This window comes from Streptomyces sp. NEAU-174 (assembly GCF_052665095.1).
Map to the genome: position 1 here is coordinate 71,110 of NZ_JBQTCE010000010.1, position 20,977 is coordinate 92,086.

The 20,977-nt window shown below is 64.6% G+C and carries 18 protein-coding genes; 5 read left to right on the forward strand and 13 right to left on the reverse strand.

All coding sequences use genetic code 11. From position 1 onward, the window contains the following. Positions 1–374: 374 nt before the first annotated feature. From ACT2CW_RS27415 to ACT2CW_RS27425, 3 genes are all read right to left on the reverse strand, one after another. Positions 375–1,181: a FadR/GntR family transcriptional regulator gene (locus ACT2CW_RS27415; RefSeq protein WP_138911578.1), complete on the reverse strand. Its 807-nt coding sequence runs from the start codon at positions 1,179–1,181 to the stop codon at positions 375–377. Positions 1,182–1,272: 91 nt separating this feature from the next. Then, a complete protein-coding gene (locus tag ACT2CW_RS27420; protein ID WP_138911577.1) occupies positions 1,273–2,418 on the reverse strand; it encodes an acyl-CoA dehydrogenase family protein in 1,146 nt (381 codons plus the stop codon). Positions 2,419–2,563: 145 nt separating this feature from the next. Beyond that, positions 2,564–3,700 carry a CaiB/BaiF CoA transferase family protein gene (locus ACT2CW_RS27425; RefSeq protein ID WP_138913544.1) on the reverse strand — a complete coding sequence of 379 codons (1,137 nt, stop codon included), beginning with the start codon at positions 3,698–3,700 and terminating at the stop codon, positions 2,564–2,566. Positions 3,701–3,883: 183 nt separating this feature from the next. Here ACT2CW_RS27425 and ACT2CW_RS27430 point away from each other — a divergent pair, with 183 nt between their 5' ends. From ACT2CW_RS27430 to ACT2CW_RS27450, 5 genes are all read left to right on the forward strand, one after another. Continuing rightward, a complete protein-coding gene (locus ACT2CW_RS27430) occupies positions 3,884–4,339 on the forward strand; it encodes a MaoC family dehydratase (protein ID WP_138911576.1) in 456 nt (151 codons plus the stop codon). A gap of 73 nt (positions 4,340–4,412) precedes the next feature. Next, positions 4,413–5,222 (forward strand): enoyl-CoA hydratase-related protein, encoded by an 810-nt coding sequence (locus ACT2CW_RS27435; protein WP_138911575.1) that lies wholly within the window; start codon positions 4,413–4,415, stop codon positions 5,220–5,222. Positions 5,223–5,237: 15 nt separating this feature from the next. Continuing rightward, complete coding sequence (locus tag ACT2CW_RS27440; RefSeq protein ID WP_138911574.1) at positions 5,238–6,086, forward strand: SDR family oxidoreductase; 849 nt, start codon at positions 5,238–5,240, stop codon at positions 6,084–6,086. A gap of 106 nt (positions 6,087–6,192) precedes the next feature. Next, on the forward strand, positions 6,193–7,329 hold the full coding sequence (locus tag ACT2CW_RS27445) for an acyl-CoA dehydrogenase family protein (protein ID WP_171072369.1): 1,137 nt from the start codon (positions 6,193–6,195) through the stop codon (positions 7,327–7,329). A 1-nt stretch (position 7,330) separates the two neighbouring features. After that, on the forward strand, positions 7,331–8,230 hold the full coding sequence (locus ACT2CW_RS27450) for a PaaI family thioesterase (protein WP_138911572.1): 900 nt from the start codon (positions 7,331–7,333) through the stop codon (positions 8,228–8,230). A gap of 248 nt (positions 8,231–8,478) precedes the next feature. Here ACT2CW_RS27450 and ACT2CW_RS27455 read toward each other — a convergent pair whose 3' ends face one another. From ACT2CW_RS27455 to ACT2CW_RS27500, 10 genes are all read right to left on the reverse strand, one after another. After that, positions 8,479–9,450, reverse strand: a complete 972-nt coding sequence (locus ACT2CW_RS27455; RefSeq protein ID WP_037959101.1) for an NADPH:quinone oxidoreductase family protein — start codon at positions 9,448–9,450, stop codon at positions 8,479–8,481. Further along, positions 9,450–10,685: an ABC transporter substrate-binding protein gene (locus ACT2CW_RS27460; protein WP_240812854.1), complete on the reverse strand. Its 1,236-nt coding sequence runs from the start codon at positions 10,683–10,685 to the stop codon at positions 9,450–9,452. Before ACT2CW_RS27460 ends, ACT2CW_RS27455 begins: the two co-directional genes overlap by 1 nt. 165 nt (positions 10,686–10,850) lie before the next feature. Next, positions 10,851–11,588, reverse strand: coding sequence for an ABC transporter ATP-binding protein (locus tag ACT2CW_RS27465; protein ID WP_138911569.1), 738 nt, complete (start codon positions 11,586–11,588; stop codon positions 10,851–10,853). After that, entirely contained in the window at positions 11,585–14,311 is a 2,727-nt protein-coding gene (locus ACT2CW_RS27470) for a branched-chain amino acid ABC transporter permease/ATP-binding protein (RefSeq protein WP_138911568.1), read from the reverse strand. Before ACT2CW_RS27470 ends, ACT2CW_RS27465 begins: the two co-directional genes overlap by 4 nt. A 173-nt stretch (positions 14,312–14,484) precedes the next feature. Further along, positions 14,485–15,348, reverse strand: a complete 864-nt coding sequence (locus tag ACT2CW_RS27475) for a hypothetical protein (protein WP_037959107.1) — start codon at positions 15,346–15,348, stop codon at positions 14,485–14,487. Between the two features lie 340 nt (positions 15,349–15,688). Next, the gene (locus ACT2CW_RS27480; RefSeq protein ID WP_240812576.1) at positions 15,689–17,161 is read right to left on the reverse strand and encodes an MFS transporter; all 1,473 of its coding nucleotides are present in this window, start codon (positions 17,159–17,161) and stop codon (positions 15,689–15,691) included. Continuing rightward, the gene (locus tag ACT2CW_RS27485) at positions 17,158–17,577 is read right to left on the reverse strand and encodes a MarR family winged helix-turn-helix transcriptional regulator (RefSeq protein ID WP_346768625.1); all 420 of its coding nucleotides are present in this window, start codon (positions 17,575–17,577) and stop codon (positions 17,158–17,160) included. The genes ACT2CW_RS27480 and ACT2CW_RS27485 overlap by 4 nt, the downstream gene beginning before the upstream one ends. Before the next feature lie 309 nt (positions 17,578–17,886). After that, on the reverse strand, positions 17,887–18,705 hold the full coding sequence (locus ACT2CW_RS27490; protein WP_138911566.1) for an enoyl-CoA hydratase/isomerase family protein: 819 nt from the start codon (positions 18,703–18,705) through the stop codon (positions 17,887–17,889). Between the two features lie 54 nt (positions 18,706–18,759). Then, the gene (locus tag ACT2CW_RS27495) at positions 18,760–20,367 is read right to left on the reverse strand and encodes a class I adenylate-forming enzyme family protein (RefSeq protein WP_138911565.1); all 1,608 of its coding nucleotides are present in this window, start codon (positions 20,365–20,367) and stop codon (positions 18,760–18,762) included. A gap of 18 nt (positions 20,368–20,385) precedes the next feature. After that, on the reverse strand, positions 20,386–20,952 hold the full coding sequence (locus tag ACT2CW_RS27500) for a cysteine hydrolase family protein (protein WP_166482861.1): 567 nt from the start codon (positions 20,950–20,952) through the stop codon (positions 20,386–20,388). Positions 20,953–20,977: the final 25 nt, after the last annotated feature.

Consider the following 20,977-nt stretch of genomic DNA (forward strand, 5'->3'; position numbering starts at 1 on the left):
CCGCCGCGCATCTGTGTCCTGGCCACCGCAGGCCGAGTGTGGATGTACTCGCAGCGTCCAGCGGAAGCGGTCGACTTGTAACCGGTCAGTACGTGATGAGTGACAACGGCCTCGCGCACCGGCCCATCCGCGCTTTCCGGACCCAGTGCCCGCACCCACCAGTCGGCGAGAGGACACAGCCCGGAAAGTTCTCAAGCGCTGGCCCGGCGCCATGTTCCGGAAGCGGACGACACCCGGTCAGAGTTGCCCGTCCCGGCCAGCAGCATGACGATGCTCGACGCTCTTCGTGTCGCAGCATGTCAGCGTATATTAGTTAGATTATTACACGACTACTGAAGTCCAGGCAAGAGCCATGTCCGGGATCGGTTCTGTGGTCAGCCCAGAAGGTCCAGCACCGTCTTGGCGCCCGCGGCGTTGACGGCGTCGTCGGCCGCGGTGAGGTGGCGCGACCACAGCTTCTCGGCCTCCTCGCCATTGCCGTCCTCGATGAGGGTGAGCAGTTTGGCGTGCGTACGGTGCCCCTTTCGCGAGGCGGTACGACGGACGGCCGATTCGGGGTCCGCGGCGATGTACGAACTGTTGGCCTTCTTGATGATGTGGCGCAGCATGCCGCTGAGCAGGATAATGGTCTGGTTTCCGCTCAGTTCTACAACGAGGGAGTGGAACGCCTCCTGGGCATCGACCAGAGCGACCGGAGCATCGAGGACTTTCTCCTCGGCCGTGAGGGCCTTGCGCAGTCTGGCGATGTCCGTTTCGGAGTGCTTGTCCGCGACTATCTGGGCGCATGGAGGTTCAACGATGGAGGCGGCTCGGTAGACGTCCGCCAGCGTGGCATCGCGGTATTCCAGGATGAGCCCGGCGTATCGGGCCGCGACATCCGCGTCGGGCGCACTGACCCTCGCGCCGCCACGAGCACCGCGCCGCACCGTGATCAGTCCTTCGGACTCCAGGACCCGGTACGCCTCACGCAGTGTCGGCCGGGAGACGCCGAACTGTTCCATGAGGGATGACTCCGAGGGCAGCGCGTCATCCGGTGCGAGCTCGCCGCGGATGATCTGGCGCCGCAGGGATCGGGCGATCAGTTCGGCGGTCTTGGGCACCCGTACCTGGCGACCCACGTGCGAACGGCCCACTTCGGCCGAGTGCACGTCGTCCTTGGCGGCCCGGGCTGCCTGATTCATCGGACTCCTCGGCTGTCGCGCATCGCAAGCGTTAGTCTAGTAAAACTAGTTTACCAGTTGGGGCATACGCCGCTCCGGGCCGATGGCTCGGTCACAAGGTGGCGAGCGCACGGCCGATGACCAATCGCTGGATCTGGTTGGTTCCTTCGAATATCTGGGTGACCTTGGCCTCGCGCATGAAGCGCTCGACTGGGAAATCACGGGTGTAGCCGGCACCCCCGAGCACTTGGACAGCGTCCGTGGTGACCCTCATCGCCACGTCGGTCGCCACGAGCTTGGCCACCGCCGCATGCTGTGTGAAGGGCATGCCGCGGTCGCGGCGTCGCGCTGCATCCAGATACGTGGCCCGCGCTGACACGACGGCGGCCTCCATGTCGGCCAGCAGGAACGACAGCCCTTGGTGATCGATGATGCGTCGGCCGAACTGGGTACGCTCCCGTGCGTAGGCCACCGCGCTGTCCAACGCGGCCTGGGCCAGGCCGGTGGCACAGGCCGCGATGCCAAGCCGACCGGAGTCCAAAGCACTGAGCGCGATCGGCACCCCGCGTCCTTCGTCGCCGATGAGGCGATCATGGGCCACGGCGACGCGGGCGAGGGACACCTGGGCGGTCACCGACCCGGTCAGCCCCATCTTCCGCTCGGGGGCATCGGCGGCCAGGCCGGGAGCGTCAGCCGGCACGAGGAACACCGAGATGCCGTGCGCTCCGTCGTCGGACGTGCGGGCCATCAACGTGTAGTAGTCGGCCCTGCCGCCGTGGGTGACCCACGCCTTCCTGCCGGACAGGGTCCAGCCGTCGGCCGTCCGGGTTGCCCGGGTGGTCATCGCGGCGATGTCGGAGCCGGCTTCCGATTCGGATAGCGAGAAGGCACCCAAGGTATCGCCGCCCAGCATGCCGGGCAGCCATCGTTCGCGCTGCTCGTCCGTGCCGAATGCGAAGAGAGGATAGGCCGACATCACATGGACGCTCATCCCGACACCGACGGACATCCAAGCCGCCGCGATCTCCTCCAGGACCTGTAGGTAGGTCTCGTACGGCAGTCCACCACCGCCGAATTTCTCGGGGTAGGGCAGACCCAGTAGCCCGGAAGCACCCAGCATACGGAAGACGTCACGGGGAAACGCGTGGTCCGCTTCGGCCTGTGCGGCCCTCGGCGCGAGCTCCTTGGCGGCGATCTCGCGTGCGAGCTGCAACAGGTCCGCGGCGTCATTGTGCGGCAGCAGCCTATCGACGGGCACGATGCCTCCTTGAAAGGGGAATGGATGTATGGGGGGGGCGACCGAGGGGTCTGGCGCCACGGAGCAGACCGGTGTCAGTCCAGCCGGTCCGCGGTGAGGCGGGTTTGCCCGGCGCGATTCACCTGCCCGACTGCACCGCTGGTGGTCATCTGCTGGGCTTGTGGATCCCCCAGTCCTCGAGCACCGCCCGACTGCTGTCGTCGGTCGTTCCGCCAGGCCGGGCGACTCGGGAAGGCGTGCAGGAGAAGCGGGGTGCGGGGGCGGGCACATCGCCGTCGTCGAGTCTCAGATGGGTGCCACGCGCCCGCATATGAGGATCTTCGACGGCCTCGGCCCAGGACAGGACGGGGGCGGCACAGGCGTCGCTGTCGGTGAAGATCTCCTCCCACTCCGCTCGGGTGCGCGCGGCGAAGGCGCGGGCGAACGCCTCACGCATGTCTGGCCAGTGCTCACGGTCATCCTGCCGACTGGCCCACTCGGGCAGTCCCAGAAGCCGTGCCAGCTGTGCGTAGAACTCCGGCTCAATGGCTCCGACGGAGAACCACTCACCGTCGGAGGTCCGGTAGACGTCGTAGAAAGGTGCCCCGCTGTCCAGGAGGTTTGTGCCGCGCTCGTCCGTCCAGCCGCGGTAGCGACGCTCGGCCCAGATCATCGCGGCGAGGTGGGTGACCCCGTCAACGATGGCCGCGTCCACGACCTGCCCTTCGCCGGTGGCGCGGGCGTGATGCAGTGCGGCCAATATCCCAGCCACGAGATAGAGGGCTCCGCCCCCGAAGTCGCCCACAAGATTGAGCGGCACCTGAGGCGGTCCGCCGGGTCGGCCGATCGCCGATAGCGCGCCAGTCAGGGCGATGTAGTTGATGTCGTGGCCGGCTCGGGCCGCCCGGGGACCGGTCTGACCCCAGCCTGTCATCCGTCCGTACACCAGCCCGGTGTTGCGGGTGTGGACCTGTTCGGGCCCCAGGCCGAGTCGTTCCATCACTCCGGGCCGGAAGCCCTCGATCAGGATGTCCGCACGCTCCGCAAGACGCAGGACCAACTCGGTCCCTTCCTGCCGCTTCAGATCGATCGTGACCGATCGCCTGCCGCGGTTCAGCATGTCGGCGAAGGCCGGAGGCTGTGGCCGGTCCACACGCACCACGTCGGCACCCATCTCGGCGAGGAGCAAGGCGGCCATGGGCACAGGGCCGAGCCCGGCCATCTCAACGACCCGGACGCCGACGAGCGGACCGTGCGCGGAGTACCGGCCTCCGGGGTCGGGGGCACTGCCGTTCACTCTCATACGAGCCCTCCGCGCGATCGCTGTGTCCATGTGGAGCCAGCGTAAATAAAGAGGTAGATAAATACAATCTTACATCGAGCCGCACTCGATGGAAGACTGCGCGAGGTTGTGATACAGCTATATTAGTTAACTGTATGCTGGAGGTCGCCGACCGGGCGGTCGTCCTGGCCGGAGGTGCCCTGGATGCTGGTGTTCGAGTCCGCCGAGGATCTCCTCTCGGCCAGTGGAAGTGAGCTGGGAGTCAGCGACTGGTTGCTGATCGACCAGGAGCGCATCAACCGGTTCGCCGATGCCACGGGCGACCACCAGTGGATCCATACCGATGTCAGCCGTGCCGAGAGCGGCCCGTTCGGTGCAACCATCGCGCACGGATACCTGACGCTATCCCTCATCCCCGCCCTCGCTTCGCAGAACTACCGGATATCCGGAGCCCGTATGGGCATCAACTACGGCTTGAACAAGGTGCGGTTCATCACCCCGGTACGCGTCGGCTCGCGGGTACGCGGGCGCTCCGAGCTCCTGAGTGCGGAAACCCTCGAGGGTGGCGCCGCACAGGTGGTGTGGCGGACGACGATCGAGGTCGAAGGCGCCGACAGGCCCGCCTGCGTCGCAGAAAGCGTGTCGCGGCACCACTTCTGACGTCTGGCCCGAGGGGCCACCTCGTCCCGGCGTCCGGCACCCCTATCCGTTATGCACCAGGAGGAAGAGTCTCATGGGAAGTAACCGCCCCGCCCGAGAGCCGTCGGACGAAGTCGTGCTGGTGCACCGTGAGCACGCCATCGCGGTCATCACACTGAACCGACCACACGCGCTCAACGCGGTCACGCTGGACATGGCCACGTCGTACGCCCGCTTGCTGCGCACCCTCGACGCGGATCCGCAAGTGGGGGCGATCGTCGTCACCGGCGCCGGCCGAGGCTTCTGCTCGGGGGCAGACCTGGGAGTGCTGAACGAGGGTGCGGAGGCGATACGGTCATTCGTGCCGGCGGAACAGGACCTGCCCGATCTCGCGCTCCGTCTGACCAAGCCCGTTGTCGCCGCCGTGAACGGCCCGGTCGCCGGAATCGGCTTCGCTTACATGCTCGGCAGCGACATCCGGTACGCCGCCCGTGATGCGCGGATCAGCACCACCTTCCCCCGTATGGGACTGGTCGCCGAGTACGGCCTGTCCTGGCTCCTTCCTCGCCTCATCGGCACCCCGTGGGCACTGGACCTGCTGCTGTCCGGCCGGACCCTCGATGCCGACGAGGCCGCTCGGATTGGGCTGGTGCATCACGTCACGGAGCCCGGCGAGGTGCTGACCGCGGCGCTGGCACATGCGAAGGACCTGGTGACGCATTGCGCACCGTCTTCACTCGCCGCCATCAAGTCCCAGGTGTACGGAGATCTGGACCGCACCTGGAAGGCGGCGTTGGCCAACACCCTGCAGTTGATGGACAACTCCTTCGCAGGAGCTGACTTCGCCGAGGCGCTGGACGCCCGCAGCAAGAACCGGCCACCGGTCTTCCGCGCGCCGGAATAATCGAGGAGAGACATCGTGACGAAGTCATCACTGGCCGGTAAGACGGTCCTGGTGTCCGGCGGGAGCCGAGGGATTGGGCTGGCGATCGCACTGCGCGCCGCCCAGGACGGCGCGAACCTCGCGCTCTTGGCCAAGACCGCCGAGCCCCACCCGAAGCTCGATGGCACCGTGTTCACCGCGGCCGAAGAGGTCGAGGCGGCCGGCGGCCGCGCTCTGCCGATCGTCGGGGACGTTCGGGTGGACGCGGACGTCGAGGGTGCGATAGCCAAGACCGTCGAAGCGTTCGGCGGCATCGACGCAGTGATCAACAACGCGTCCGCGATCGACCTTTCGCCGACATCGAGGATCTCGATGAAGCGCTACGACCTGATGCAGGACATCAACACCCGCGGCACGTTCGCGCTGTCCAGAGCGGCCCTGCCATATCTCGAGAAGGCTGCCAACCCCCATATCCTCACCCTGTCCCCGCCGCTCAACCTGGACCCCCGCTGGGCCGGTGCCCACCTGGCCTACACCCTGTCCAAGTACGGCATGAGCCTGTGCACGTTGGGGCTGTCCGCCGAACTGGCGAACCAGGGGGTCGCCGCCAACTCACTGTGGCCTCGAACCACCATCGCGACCGCCGCTGTTCACAACCTCCTCGGAGGCACGGCCGCGACCCAGCGTTCCCGCACGCCGCAGATCATGGCCGATGCCGCTTACGCGATCCTCACTCGCGACAGCCTTACCTGCACCGGCAACCTTTTCACCGATGAAGAAGTGCTGGTCAGTGAGGGCATCACCGACCTGTCGGGGTACCGCTTGAGCGATCGCGAAGAAGACCTCGACCTTGACTTCTTTCTCCCCGAGTCCCCATTGCCCTAGTTGCGGGGCAATCAGCCAGAACCGAAGGAGAGACGGCATGACAGCGTGCGAAGGGCGACCGACTACGGGGTCGGCTGGTGTCACATTGCTCGATGATCTGTTGCCGATGTCCGAGGCGCAGGAGGATTTCCGCCACCTCGTTCGCACGTTCGCCGAGCGCGAGGTCGCTCCGGTCGTGGCCGATGCGGACCGCAACGAGAAATTCCCCAGATCCCTCCTCGACAAGATGGCAGAGGTCGGCCTCTTCGGCGGGTGCGTACCCACTGAACTGGGAGGTCTTGGTCTCGACTATGTGACCTACGCGATCATCATCGAAGAGATGGCGAAGGTCGATCACATCGCCGCTGTATACATGAGCATGGCGTCCGGTCTGGTCGGTGCCGGGATCCTGCGGTACGGCACCCCCGAACAACACGACACCTGGTTGCGCCCATTGGCCGAGGGCAGAATCTTCGGCGCCGGCGGCGTTACCGAACCCCGCTCGGGCAGCGATGTCGCCGGCATGACGACTGCCTACCGACCAGAAGGCGGCGAGTTCGTCATCAAAGGCGCGAAGGCCTGGATATCGAACCTTGACCACGCCGACTTCGTGCTCACCTTCGCCACCCGGGATCGATCACTCGGGCGCAGCGGGATCAGCGCCTTCATCGTGCCGCTCGACGCTCCGGGGGTCGCGACCCAGCCGTACAAGAACAAGCTGGGGTTCAGGTCCATCTGCACGGGTGATCTCTTCCTCGACGAGGTGAGGCTGTCGTCGGCCCACCTCCTTGGCAAAGAGGGTGAGGGCTTCGCCGTGGCGATGTCCGCGGTGGAGTCCGGTCGGCTGTCCGTTGCCGCCCGTGCGGTCGGGCAGGCCCACAGCGCCCTCGGTGACGCCATGAGTTACGCGTCGCAGAGGGTGGTTTTCGATACGCCCGTCTCCGAGTTCCAGATGACGAAGAGCAAGGTCACCGACATGGCCGAGGGCGTGCTCACCGCCAGGCTGCTGACGAGGACGGCTGCGGCTCGTCTGGACACCGGAGATCGCTCCCGTGTCGCCCTTTCCATGGCGAAGCAGTACGCGAGTGACGTGTTGCAGCGGGTCGCGACGGAGGCCGTCCAGATTCACGGCGCGGCCGGTACCTCGAGCGAGACGCGCGTCGGAAGGATCTATCGCGACGCGAAGGTCTTTCAACTGGTCGAGGGCGCGAATGAGATTCACCGCGAGATGATCGCCGACTACCTGCTCGGACATCGTTCCTGACATGGCGGCTTCTCGACCGAACCCCGACGACGCGTCCCAACTCGCCTCAGCTCCCAGCCCTCCTGACGGCGTCGACCCGGCGCTGGGCCAGTGGCTGGAGGACGCCGAACCGGTAGCGTGGCGCCAAAGCGCCGGTTTGCGCTGGGTACAAGCGTCCCGCGGACATATTGAGCAGCGCATGTCACTACCTGCCGCGATGCTGGATCCCGAGGGACGGCCCGCGGCGGGTGCGATGGCCCTCCTCGCCGATTCGACTCTGGGACTGGCAGCGGCATCGACGGCGACTGTTCACCGCGGTGCGGTGACGGTGTCCCTGTCCATCGACTTCCCCACGCGGCCTGGCTCGACCCGATCGCTCAAGGCTGTCGGGACTGGCCGGCTGACGGATAACGACACGATCTTCGCCACGGGTGAGATGAGTGGCGAGGACGGACGTCTCCTCTGCACCGCCTCGCTGCACGGCCTCATGGTCGATTCAGTCCGCGACACCGGGTGGGGGTCGAGGAGTGACGAGCGAAACGCGACCTCACAGAGTGAGTCGGCGGCTCCATCCGAGCCTGAGGTATCCGCATCCGGTGACGGTGTCCGGCTGACGCACACGGTGCCTCCGGCATGGTCGAACGGCTGGGGAAATCTTCATGGTGGCGCGGTCGCCTTCTTGGCCGAACGATCCATCGCCGAGGTGATCCGGCGGGCGGGCGGTCCAGGTCGCCGCGAGCGCTACATGCACTTCTCGATCGATTACCTGCGGCCCATTCCTGTCGACGGTCGACCTATCGTCTCCGAAGCACGCATTGTTCATGGTGGCGTCAGCGTCACTCATGTTCACGGTCAAGTCCGCCGTGCCGACGGACGCATCGCGGCGCGGTGCCGTGCGGCTGCGCGAGTGGACTTCAGGTAGTGCCTTGAAGTTACGGGGTGCGTAGCTGCCGCAGGGGCTATCGGAAGGTCTGGCGCGACTCGCCGCTGATCGAGTTCCTGCAAGCCCTGTTCAATCTTGGCCGCAGGCGCTCGCCCCGCGGGGGCGAGCGCCTGCGTGCAGCCCGGACCACTGTTGGCTCCCCTGACCATGGCGGATCGTCCATCGAGCGGCGCCGTGGGTCCCGGCCTCCTTCCCCGTCCCTCCCTGGCAGGGACCGTCCCTGTCGCTCAGCCGCTGACTTCGATCACTGCCTTGCCCCGGACCACGCCCTGCTCCAGCCGGGCAAGGGCGAGGGGCAGTTCCTTCAGCGCGTATCGCTCACCGATGTGGGGCCGCAGCAGGTTCCGGTCATACATATCGGCCAGGACGCGTCCCACCTCGCCGAAGGCAGGCCCGGGGCGGCGCGTCGGCCCCGTCCAGGAAACACCGACGACTTCCACGTTGCGCGTCAATAGCCGATTGGTGGGCAGTTCGGGCACCTTGCCGACGGCGAAGCCGACTACCAAGTGCCTCCCTTCAGGAGCGAGGCATCGCAGTGCTTCGATGGACAGGTCTCCGCCCAATGGGTCCACGACGACATCGACACCGTCGCCCGCCATCGCGCGGACCCGGGAGGCAAACCCTGAGGTCAGCAAGACCACATCGTCGGCACCAGCCGAGACCGCCGTCGCGGCCTGTTCGTCGTTCGCCACGCCCGCGATGACGCGGGCTCCCAAGGCCCGCGCCAGCTGGACCGCAGCGGTACCAATGCCTCCGCTCGCTCCCAGTACCAACACCGTTTCACCACTGGTGAGTCGCCCGCGCACGGTGAGCGCGAAATACGCGGTCTGATAGTTGATGACCAGCGCTGCCCCGGCGGCGAAGTCGGCACTGGCAGGGAGCGCCATGATGCGATCATGCGGCACCACGACTTCCTCTGCGTAACCTCCGTGATCGACATATCCCGCAACTCGTTCACCAGGCTTCCAGACGCTGCCGTGGGGAGCCTGTTTGACGATCCCGGAAATCTCACGACCAGGAATGGTCGGCAGCTCGGGCGGATTCGGTAGCTTTCCTCGCGTTGTGAGCAGATCTGGAAAGTTGACGCCGATAGCTCTGACCTGCACAATCACGCCGCCTTTATCCGGAACGGGCTCATCCGTAGCCGTGAGGCGAAGTGCGTCCGGCCCGTCGAATCCCTCCAGAACGAATGCCTGCATCAAGACCCCGGCCTAAAGAACATGTTGGTGTTTTTCTGCCCCATGAGAAACGGCTGAATATTGTAGTACTGACCATCGAATGCCGGCACCACGGCGCCATCCTTGACCGCCGATATCCCGATCTCGGGCGCGAACAAGCGTGGGGACCCTGGAACGGGGGAAGTCTGCGTGAAGTTCAGCATCGGACCCGTGCCGTCGCTGTCGGCCACCTTCGTGGTCTTCAATTCGGTCTGCAGGCCGGCCGCGGTCACCTTCTTGTGCTGTCCCACCATCTCACGAAGAGCGTTGGTGATCACCGCCATCGACACCCACGTCGGCTGAGCCTGCTGAGCGGGGTGCTTGCTCTGATCGGTGGTCACGTACTCCTTGACCGCAGCATCGAATTTCGACCACTCCGGCGCCTTTTTGTCGGTAACCGTACTGGCGATGAGCGCCCCCTCCCACACGAACGGGTTCTTCGAGACCAACTCCGAGGTTAGTGTCGGCTGGCCGATGATCTGGTCGAACTTGACTCCCGATTGCGCGAGAGCCACGCCGAGTTGTGCCGTGAACTGGTCCGACGTGTCTCCGATCAGCAGACACTCCGAGCCCTTGAGCTGCGAAACATACGGCGCCGCGTCACTGGCGTTCGACGGATAGGTCACGATCTTCATCGTGATGTCTTGGGCCTTGGCGAGCCTGCGCAGCTGTTTGGCCTGCGCGACGAAGTTAGAGTTCGTGATGACCGAGACGGTCTTGCATCCCGCCTTCGCCGCCAAGGCAACGCCTCCCACCTTCGAGAAGTCGGAGCCGATTGTCACGGGGAAGGAATTCGAATCGGTGAACTCCAGGGGGGACCTGGCGACTCCGGGAACCCATGGGATCTTCGCGTCGGACAATAGCTTCAAGTAGGCAGGACTCACGATCGCGAATCCGACAACTGCAACCGCTTTGTCGCTCGTCGCCTGCCGAGCGCAGGCCACGGTCGGGTTCGGGGAGGCCTGGTTGTCGCAGGTCGTGATCCTCAAGGGATGGCCGCCGACTCCGCCCTTGGCGTTCACCGCTTTCGCATATGCCTGAGCAACGTCGAAGAACTGTGGCAGGCTTGCGAGGTTGGAGTTCACCGCCGACGTGGCCAGGATCGTGATGGGCGACCCCTTCGCCGCCCCAGCGCCGCCTGCGTCGGAAGCGTCCGGCTTGCCGTTGTTGCCGCATGCGGCAACAACGAGAGTCGAGGCTACCGTCAAAGCCGCCATGATCACGCGAGTGGACCTGCACGCGAATGCACCATCTCGAGGCGGCATGGGTCTCCGCGCTCCCGCGAGTTCAGCTACGGAATTTACAGGCATCACCATCACGCACTCCTTTCTTGTAGGACGAATTCGAAGCACATCGATAGGGGGAACGACGAACGTGGACGATCAAGATGCCTCAGACTGAAGGGCAAGACTGAGATACGTGCGCTCGATGTCATCCACACGCTCGAGCAACTCGGCGCTGGTACCTGAGAGTTCGATGCTTCCCCGCCTCATGACATAGGCGAAGTCGCTCACGCTCAGTGCTTTCCGGACGTGCTGCTCCACCAGCAATACGGCGGCGCCTTCGTCGGCAGCCGAGCGGATCGCCGCCAGTAGTGTGTCGACGACAAGGGGGGCGAGTCCGAGCGACAGTTCGTCGGCGATGATCAGACGTGGCTTGCGGCTGAGCGCCCGAGCCAGGCCGACCATCTGCTGCTCTCCACCGGAAAGAAGTCCACCCGGGACATCCAGACGCTGCGCCAGTTGCGGAAACATGGCCAGCGCCGCGGACAGGCCGCTGCTTCCCAGTCTCAGGTTGTCCCGGCAGCTCAACGTTCGGAAGACTGCTCGGTTTTCCGGGATGTACGCCATTCCGAGACGAACCCGTCGATGCAGTGGCGCTCGGGTGCGTACACCGTCGAACAGGATGTCGCCGGCTACGGCTGGTATTTGCCCGGCGATCGCACGGAGCGTGGTCGTCTTGCCGGCGCCGTTGGGCCCCAGCAACGCGACGACCTGGCCCGGCCGCAGATCGAGATCTACGCCGTGCACAACCGGCACACTGCCGTATCCCGCTCGCAGGCTGCGTACGCTCACGATCGGCTCATCACCGTAATGGTGCGGCTCGCGGTGGTTCGTCATCGCCGGACCTCCTTCGACGGAGATTGCACCTTCGTCTCACCGCCCAGGTACGCGGCCACCACCGCCGGATCGTTGCGCACTTCCGATGGCGCACCGCGGCTGATCACCCGCCCGAAGTTCAGCACGACCAGTTCGTCGCAGGTCTCGAGAACGAATTCGACATCGTGCTCGATGAGGAGGATGGCCATCCCCCAGTCCCGAGCCAGCCGCCGGACGACGGTTGCCAACTCGCGTGTCTCCTCCCCGGACAGACCTGCGGCCGGTTCGTCCAGCAGAAGCACACTCGGGCCGTTCGCTACCGCTCGAGCGATGGCCAACAGGCGCCGGCGGCCGTACGGCAGCTCGGAAGCCAGCCGGTCGAGGTCTTGCTCGAGCTGAAACTCGCGAATCGCGTCGAGAACGCCGGCGCTGAACTTGAGTGGAGCCGGATGGACGAGATCGCGCAGGTAGCACGAGCGGCTGGTGGGATCGGTGGCCGCGACAATGTTCTCCAGAGCCGTGAGGTCCTCGAACAACTCGAGCGACTGGAACGCTCGGCTGACTCCGGTGCGTGCGCGGGAGACTGGTGAGCACCGGGTCATGTCGTCGTCGTTCAGCGTCACGCGTCCGGAAGCGATGCGGGTGAATCCGGTGACAGCGTCGAGCAGCGTCGTCTTGCCCGCGCCGTTCGGCCCGATGAGCCCGATGACCTGACCGGGCCTGACAGCAAGGCTGACGTCATCGACAACCACTGCATCGCCGTACCGCACGCTGAGCCTGTCGACTGCCAGGGTCGATGGCCGCACACGCGTCCGCGTCCGACTCGCTCCATAGGCCGAATCCTCGGCCAGGCGGCGTCGGACGGCCGATTGCCTGGGTTGGCGACGCGGTCCGAGTCGGCTGGAGAGCTGCCGGGCGCTTGTCGCCAAATCCTTCGCGATGCCGTCCTGGTTCAGGAGTACGGAGAGGATCAGAACGACGCCGCCGATGAGCGACATATATGTCGCCAGACCGGAGAGCACGACTGTCCCGAACTGCGTGCCGACGGTGCCGGGCGCCAGGGGCGAACCGAGTAGCGGACCGGTGATGAACCCGATCCCACCCACGAAGGCCAGGCAGGTGTAAAGGATCGAGTGGAACGACGAGAACTCGGTGTAGTCGACGATCCCCACGGCGAAGGAGAACAGCATCGCGCCCAGGGCAGCGATGCCGGCGGCGACGGCGAATCCATACAACTTGACCGACCGCACGCCGATACCGAGCGCGGCCGCCGCCCGCTCATTCGTCCGCACGGCCAGCATGCGCCGTCCCACCAGACCGCGTCGCATGTTCGTCACACTGATCGCGGCGAGGACGAAGGCGCCGAAAGTCACGAACAGGTACCGGTCAGGGTGGGTGCCCGCGTCGAAGTTCCAGCCGGCGATCTCCAGCTCAACCGCCGTCCCGCTGAGCCCGCCGGTGTACGTCGAGTTCTGGAACAACATGAGCTCAAGGGCGGTCCCGAGCCCGAGCGTCACGATCGCCAGCTTGATTCCACGGGCCCGCAAGGCCGGCAGTGCGATGACCACACCGAGCGCAACGGTCGCGAGGATACCGATGACGATCGCGGGCAACAGCGGCACACCCTGACTTGCGACAAGGCGGCCGGTAACCCAGGCACCGAAGCCGGCAAGTGGCCACTGGGCCAGCGATATCTGCCCTACGTAGCCGATCAACACCACGAAGGACAGCATGAACAAGGAAAGAGCGAACGTGGCGCCGAACGACTGGATCCACGCGTCGGACGAGAGGTTGGCGAGCACGATCGTGCCGACGACGCCCGCCAGCACAAGCGGCGGTCGTAGCCGCCCGGTGCCAACCGCAGGGAGCCGGGCAAGCACGTGATCGCGCAGCGGCACAGCCTGACCGCGAACGATCATCACCACGACGATGACGAGAAACGGAGCGGCGGCGGCAAGACCCGGTTGCGTCGTGTACCGCGTGAGGATGGTCTGTCCGACGCCCATAGCGACGCTGGAGATGAAAGCAACCGGGAAAGAGCGGAACTGTGCGATCAGCGCGGCGGCCAGCGCGGCCAGGACGAGCGTGGTCATGGAACTGGCTTGAAGCGTGATGATGGGCGCTACCAGGATTGCCGCCAGCGCCGCGAGGCCGCACCCCAGCGCCCAGTTCACCGTGGCCACCACGTCGGGGGAGACCCCGACGGCCGCGGAGAGGGTCTGATCCTCGGCCACGGCACTCGTCGCGCGCCCGAAATCGGTGAAGCGGTAAATCCACCACAAGCCGGCGGAAAGCGCGAACGCAATACTGATCAAGATGACCCGGTCTTGCGGAAAGGTCACGTCGCCGATCGTCCACGCCCCCGTCGGCAGGGCACTCGGCACCACGTTGACGTTCGTTCCGTAGCGCAGGATCACCAGTGCCTGGAGTGAGATCAACAGCCCGAGGGTGGCGATGGTGCGGGCAAGTGATGACGCTGACCTCAGCCGACGCATCAGCCCGATCTGAATGAGCGCCCCGACTGCCGCGGCAGCGGCCACAGCCATGAGCAAGGCGGTCGGATAGCCCCAGCCCTGGTTGATGTGGAGTTCAAACCAGATATAGGCCGCACAAAGGCCGACCGCCCCCTGCGCGAAATTGATCACGCCTGACCCGCGGTAGATCAGGACGATCCCCAGGGAGGCGAGCGCGTACAACGCGCTCAGCCCCAGCCCCAGGATGGCTACACTAAGCACCGCGTTCATTGGAGCGGCCCCGTATGGTCGGACTTGGTACTTCTGGCTGCACTCATCGACTCATAACTTTCGTCGAAAGGGTGGTGATTCAGCGACCTACTCGGGTACCGCCGCGGCACGTTCGGCGCGCATCGTGCCGCCCCTATCCGTTAGTCATGTGCACTTGACACGGAGAGCCGCCCCTAGTCCTGGGGCGTGAAGGGTTTACCCCATCCCATGCGCCCCGCGAAGGCGCCATCCGAGGCGAGCAGCATGACCTCGGCCGTCGTGATTCCGCCCCGTTCACCGCTGGCGAGTTCGACCTGCCACTGGGCCTCCGCGAAGAAATACCAGTCCCTTATGTACCAATTGGTGATGGTGACGTCCGTGACTGTCGCGGCCTTGCGAAACCGTTCATAGTAGTGTCGCAGCTCGTCCAGTTCACTCAGGGCCGCCAGCCCGGGACGATCGTCACCGAAATACTCCCTCACTGCCGAACCGGCGTACTCGGTTGGACTGAAGAGACTCATGACGCGGTCGACATCGCCGTCTCCCACCGCATCGAAGTAAGACGTGAGCAACTCGTTGCGTTGCGCCTGCGTCTGTCCGTCCGGCGCTTGCAGCCGGATCGAGGTCATCTCCGCGCTGATACCTCGCCCATCCGTGAAGTGCAGGGAAAACGCCTCGCTTTCGACGCGCTTGCCGGTGAACGGCGAGACGCCGATCCAGGCCGTGTCCCAGATCACCCACCAGTCGGTGGCGAGCCTGGCGTTCATGTCGTATCGCTCGCGCTGCCCACTCACGCCGACCCACTCGTAGTGCTTCTGCACATCCTCGAGGCTGGTGGCGACCGACAGGGCAAACGTGCCTGACTCATCGAACTTGGGTGCCACCCACGCCAGGCAGTCGGACCACTCGAGTTCGGCCGGCTTCGACACCGTGTCCATCACTGTCGGCACCGAGAACGGTACGACGTACTCGGATTCAGCGTGCTTGATCGACCGCTGTAGTGAATCGACAACGCGACCGGCGTTGTCGGGCGATCCTGACGCGTTCAGCTTGACCATCTTGGGCTGTCCTCTCGAGACCAACGTCACCCCGTCGCAATCTGTTGGACGCTTTCATATCACTTAGTTAGACCTTTGCGAAGGCCGCGTGACATAGTGATGAAGGTCACATTGCCTGATCGATGCCGGAACCCCGCCCAGACGCCATGGTGGTGGGCGCGCCCCGACTGCCGCACTGGGCCTGGCGGCTGACCGTACCCGCTTGTCAACAGCCGGACCGCCCTGCCGTCGACCGGACAAAGGGGATAAATATGAGTGATCCGGACTGGGCGCGGGAGGGTACCGTCTCCCCCTCCGCACTTCTCATGTTGATGCGTTCCTGCTCAGGGGGAACGGCACATCATCGACCGCCCACAGCGGGCATGTCCTCGCCACGGTCGAACTGCCGTTGATGCCCGACCGGCGGATCCTCTCGTCGCACCCGAGCCTTGGCCATAACCGTGCGGTCCGTGACCACGATGATCAGTCCCAGGACGCTGACGATGACCATGATCACAGCGATCACATGCAGGCGTTGATCATCGACGTGAGTGTGGAACACAACGGAGATCAGCGCGGAAGAAGCGATCGAGCCGAGGAAGCCAAACGTCCGGAAGAGCCCCGCCGCGGCACCGATCTGGTCGGCTGTGACCTGGGTGTACAGGGCCGTTTGGTTGGCGCTGAGGGTGGTTCCCAGCATGATGCCGTAGACCAATGTGATGACCACGATCCAGACGATCGGGGTGCTCCTGGTGAGCGCGAGCACCCCGGCCGAGGCGGCCAGGCAGGACACAGCCGCGATGATGAGCGGCGTGCGGACCAGGTTGCGTTGGGAAATGGGCCTGGCGATCAGGACAGAGACCGCGCTCATGGGCAACAAGAGCAAGCCGGCCTCTTTGGAGGACAGGCTCCGGCCTGCCTGGAGCCACTGGGTGAGGCCATACAGCACGGTATAAACGCAGAGTGACGAGATGGCGAACCGCAGATAGGTGCGGGTCAGCGCCAGGTTCGTGCCCAGCAGGCGCACATCGATGAAGGGATGGCTCGCCCTCAGCTCCCACCACACGAGCCCCGCACCGACCATGACGGCCAGGCCGAGAACGATCCAGTCGGGGCGCGGCAGACGCATGAGGAATAGCAGCAAAGATGCCAACGCCCCGCCGAAGCACACGATGCCCGGCACGTCGAGGCGTGTCGCGACCTGCCGAAACGTTCTCGGCCCATTGACCGGCAGGTCGGAAGGAATCCAGAAGAAGGCCGTGACCAGAGCCAGGAGCGCGAAGGGGAGGTTGATGAGGAACGTGGTTCGCCACCCCCAAGCGTCAACCAGCACGCCACCGACCGGAAGGCCGAGCGCGGACGTCGCCGCACCGGCGATCATCAGGCCGCCGAGCACGCCACCGGGCGGCGCTTCCAGGCCGGCCGCCTCCGCCTTGTGACGGATGAGCAGCATCGCCGAAGGGTAGACGGCTGAGCTCCCGACTCCGATCAGTACCCGGGCCACAATCAAGGTGGTCAGGTTCTGTCCCACCCCACCCACAATGCCGCCCGCCAGGACGGTCAGGAGGCCGGCCGTGAAGATACGGCGGGGTCCGAATTCCTCCGCCAGCTTCCCGCCCGTCGGCTGGGCAATCGCGCTGGCCAGGTACAGCGCCGACACGAGCACCGCGGTCCGCCCCACCGAGACATCGACGGCAGTCGCGATCGGCAGCAGCGCGGTCGCGATGAGCGAGGTATTGATCGCGTTGATCGCCGATCCCATGAACAGCGGTGTCACAAAACGCCAGGAGAACACGTTCGTCGCGTTCGTGGTTCCGCTCGGTGTCGGCGTCACAGGCTCTCGCCCAGCCGTTTCATCAGTGGCGCTGCCGCCGCCAGGGTATCCAGCTCGGCACGAGTGAACCCGCCCGCGAGGAGTGCCTTCGCCAGCTGCTCGGCCCGCGTGCCGCGTCTGTTCCGCAGCGCCAGCCGCCCGGCCCCGGTCACCGACATCACCACCCGCCGGCCGTCAAGGGGATGGGGCCGACGCTCCACGAAGCCACGCTCTTCAAGGCCGGCGAGCGTCGCGCCCATCGACTGCGGGGTGATCTGCTCCGCCCTGGCCAGATCGCTCGCCGTCGCCGACCCCACTTGCTCCAAGCGCGACAGGGCCGATATCTCGGGAAGCGTGGGCTCTCCCTGAGACGGCCGGCGGAACCACCGCACAAACAGACCGAGGCTCGACTGTAGCTCCGAGGCGATCACGTTCACATCCAGGTTATCTATCAAAGTGGGAAACCTCGATTTCACAGATGAGGGTTTCACGTTGGGTTTTAAAGATCTAGCTTTCATGAGCCCACCGGCAGTGTGTCGGTACTGCCCGTTTCATCAATTTGGCTCTGGCCCCGGCTCTACCGAGCCGGGGCCAGAGCCAGATTCAGCGGGCTTAGCTGCGTAAATTGATGACGGCGGGGCACGTGCGCAAGCGGACGGTGTGATACTGAGTGGTCCACGGAGGAACATCGGGCTGCCGTACGCTTATGCACGCTAGAATTCAGCGCTCACGGCCCCTGGCGGTTATCAGCTGGGCTGCGCACTGCTGGTGTCCGAGACGAATCGGGGCGGACGCTTCTCTCGAAGCGAAGCGAGCCCCTCGCGAATATCAGGGCCCCCGAGCCCGAACATCTCGGCCATCGTCGAAAAATCGAATGCTGCGCCATTGGCCCGGTACCAGTAGTTCAAGGCCTGCTTCGTAAAGCGAATCGCGTCCTGCGCCCCCCGACCGAGCCGGGTAGCGATATCCAGGGCGCGCGCGTCTACCTCCTCGTCCTCAAGACTGAGAGAAACGAGTCCGATCCGTTCCGCCTCCTCCCCTGTTATGGGGTCGCACATGAGAAGCAGGTACTTGGCCTTGGCCATTCCGCACAGGAGTGGCCAAGAGATCACTGAATGGTCCCCGGCGGCGATCCCCAGGCGAGTATGTCCATCGACAAGACGGGCCGTTCGGGACACAACCGAGATGTCAGACAGAAGCCCAACCACAAGGCCGGCACCGACTGCGGTGCCACGAATCCCCGACACGATCGGCTTCGAGCATTCGATCATCGAGACAACAATGTCTCGAGTCTCCCTGTACAGTTTGGTCCGAGTGGCGGGATCCTCAATTGCTTTCTCGATGATATCGAAGCTACCACCGGCCGAAAACGTACCGTTTGCGCCCCGGATGACAACGGAACGAACATCCGGTGCGTACTCGATGTCGCGCCAAACTCGGCCAAGGTCCGCATGCATCTCCGCCGTAACAGCGTTCAAGTGCGGAGCGTCGAACAGCAACTCCAAGACGCCATCCGCTACGAACCTTGGGGACAAAGCCGCGTACGTCTCTGCAAAGTTCGACACAATGAGCCTCCTTCTCGTTGAACGAACAGCACGTCGCGCTCATGGGGAATTCCCTCAACGAGTGCGTTCAAGTACCAACGTACGCAAGTCCCCCTTGCTGACCTTACCGCCCGAGTTCAATGGAAACTCGCTGAACTCCATGAAATGCTCCGGAATCATGAACTTCGGCAGACCGCGTTCCTGGAGGTATGCAGCGACTCGCTCGAGTGTCAGTCCTGGTCCTTTGGGGACGACGCAAAGGCAGACCCGTTCACCATAGACTGGGTCCGACAGGCCCAAAACGGCCGCTTCCACGACTTCCTCCATACCTACGACGATGTCTTCGATCTCGCGCGGGCTCACGTTCTGGCCGCCCCGGATGATCAGATCCTTAGCCCGCCCTACGATACGAAGGTATCCCTCGTCATCGAGCTTTCCGAGGTCCCCGGAGCGGTACAGCCCGTCAGGGGTGAACGCCGCCTGTGTCTGCGAGTCATCGTTGAGATAGCCCAGCGTCTTGATGGGATTGCGCCACTGCACTTCACCGGCCGAACCGCCTTCTGCCACGGAACCATCAGCCGTTGCGATTCTGAATTGGGTGTGCGGGATAATCTTTCCGACCGTAGAGTAACGCTTCTCGGCAGGGTCTGACACCGTAGTGAATGCTGGTACGCCACCGTCTGTCGCGCCGTACATCGGCAGAATCCGGCAACCAAGAGCCCTCTCTGCTTCCTCGGCAACCTCTGGCGGCAGGGGGGCGCCCGCAGTGGTGATGGCGCGGAGTGGCGATAGATCGACCTGCCGGTCTCTCGCCACGTCGAGCAATTTGATCACCTGAGTCGGCACAGCCACCGCGACATTGACCTTCTCCCGTTCCAACAGTTCGAGAGCAGTGATCGGGTTCCAGTGCTCCAACATGACGCAGGTCGACCCGAAGAGCAGCGGGGTCAGCACCGGGAACAGGTATCCGGTGGAGCCCGTGTTCGCGGGCGCCAGGTTCGCGAAAACTTCGGTGCCAGTCGATTCGAGCGTCCGCACATACGTAGAGAGGAAATACCAGAGATTATTATCCGTGTAGAGCGAGATCTTCGGCAGCCCCGACGTCCCTGATGTCACCATGCACATACGGGGCTCGTTCGGCGAGGCGAGCGGGGATCCACGGAACTGGGAGGACCGGCTGACGATCTCCTCCACGCTGATGCCCGTGGAGCCCTCTTCCGCTGATGCGACAACCTCGAGCTCCGGCAGATCACCTCGGAGTTCCGATATCATTTCCGCATAGCTGAAATCCTTGGTGTCGGGCGGAACGATGAACACCCGGGCTCGGGATTGCCTGAGGAGGTGGCCGACCTCTCGGGAACGCCACGCATCCGAGAGGGGTAGGAAAGTGAGATCGGCGCGATCACACGCGAAGTGCATCAGCGGAATCAACGTCGAGCTCCGGGTCTGGACCGCGACGACCGAGCCGCGCGCCAACCGAAGACCGGACAGCCATCCGGCCAGCAGCTGCGTCTGTTCAGCGAACTCCCGGTAGGTCAGCCGCCGGTGTGCGTCCGCGACCGCCAGGCGCTCACCATGGCGCGCCGCGTTCTCGTCGAGCACCTGGAACAGGTTTTCGGTCCGCCATATACCCGAAGTTGTCAGCTTCTGAATTTCCGCGTCTGTTACTTCACGAATCGTCATGACAGATCCATTCTTCGATTAGCCGACGGCTGCTGCATTCCAGGAATCGACGTCCTGTACCAGTGCCTGAGCCGGAAATACCTTTGTGAGTAGGACCTTATGCACCTCAGGGTCCGGATCAGCGCATGCATCGGCCAGCACAATCGCCTGGAAGTCACGATCGGCGGCCTCGCGCAGCGTGGAGAGCACGACGCCGCTGGTAAACAACCCCGTAAGGACGACGCGCTCGATACGCAGCGATCGCAGGATAACGTCGAGATCGCTGCCGGAAAACGCACTGACGCGTCGTTTGACGAAGACAATGTCATCGTCCGCCGGCGCTATCTCGTCGTGGAACTCACCAGTCGAGGCACCGGTGTCGAAGGCGCCGCTCTGGGCGACTGCCGCGAACATCTCGTTGCGATCACTGACTTCCGCATGGTTAGGGCGCAGTCGCACGGCACCGTAGATCACCGGCAGCCCCGCCTGGTGCGCCTTAGCAATCGCTACGGTCGCCCGTTCCACCGCCGTTGCTCCATCGAGACAGGAGGAAACAAGCGCACGCTGAAAATCCAGCACCAGCAACGCCGTATTGGTCACAGTCATTCGGTACATCGCCCCTTCATAGCTT

Coding starts and splice junctions, on each gene's coding strand:
- ACT2CW_RS27475 (WP_037959107.1), bottom strand. CDS start 15,348: ATGGTCAAGCTGAACGCGTCAGGATCGCCCGACAACGCCGGTCGCGTT.
- ACT2CW_RS27435 (WP_138911575.1), top strand. CDS start 4,413: ATGGGAAGTAACCGCCCCGCCCGAGAGCCGTCGGACGAAGTCGTGCTG.
- ACT2CW_RS27455 (WP_037959101.1), bottom strand. CDS start 9,450: ATGCAGGCATTCGTTCTGGAGGGATTCGACGGGCCGGACGCACTTCGC.
- ACT2CW_RS27470 (WP_138911568.1), bottom strand. CDS start 14,311: ATGAACGCGGTGCTTAGTGTAGCCATCCTGGGGCTGGGGCTGAGCGCG.
- ACT2CW_RS27495 (WP_138911565.1), bottom strand. CDS start 20,367: ATGACGATTCGTGAAGTAACAGACGCGGAAATTCAGAAGCTGACAACT.
- ACT2CW_RS27430 (WP_138911576.1), top strand. CDS start 3,884: ATGCTGGTGTTCGAGTCCGCCGAGGATCTCCTCTCGGCCAGTGGAAGT.
- ACT2CW_RS27500 (WP_166482861.1), bottom strand. CDS start 20,952: ATGACTGTGACCAATACGGCGTTGCTGGTGCTGGATTTTCAGCGTGCG.
- ACT2CW_RS27450 (WP_138911572.1), top strand. CDS start 7,331: ATGGCGGCTTCTCGACCGAACCCCGACGACGCGTCCCAACTCGCCTCA.
- ACT2CW_RS27415 (WP_138911578.1), bottom strand. CDS start 1,181: ATGAATCAGGCAGCCCGGGCCGCCAAGGACGACGTGCACTCGGCCGAA.
- ACT2CW_RS27445 (WP_171072369.1), top strand. CDS start 6,193: ATGTCCGAGGCGCAGGAGGATTTCCGCCACCTCGTTCGCACGTTCGCC.
- ACT2CW_RS27465 (WP_138911569.1), bottom strand. CDS start 11,588: ATGACGAACCACCGCGAGCCGCACCATTACGGTGATGAGCCGATCGTG.
- ACT2CW_RS27425 (WP_138913544.1), bottom strand. CDS start 3,700: ATGAGAGTGAACGGCAGTGCCCCCGACCCCGGAGGCCGGTACTCCGCG.
- ACT2CW_RS27460 (WP_240812854.1), bottom strand. CDS start 10,685: ATGGCGGCTTTGACGGTAGCCTCGACTCTCGTTGTTGCCGCATGCGGC.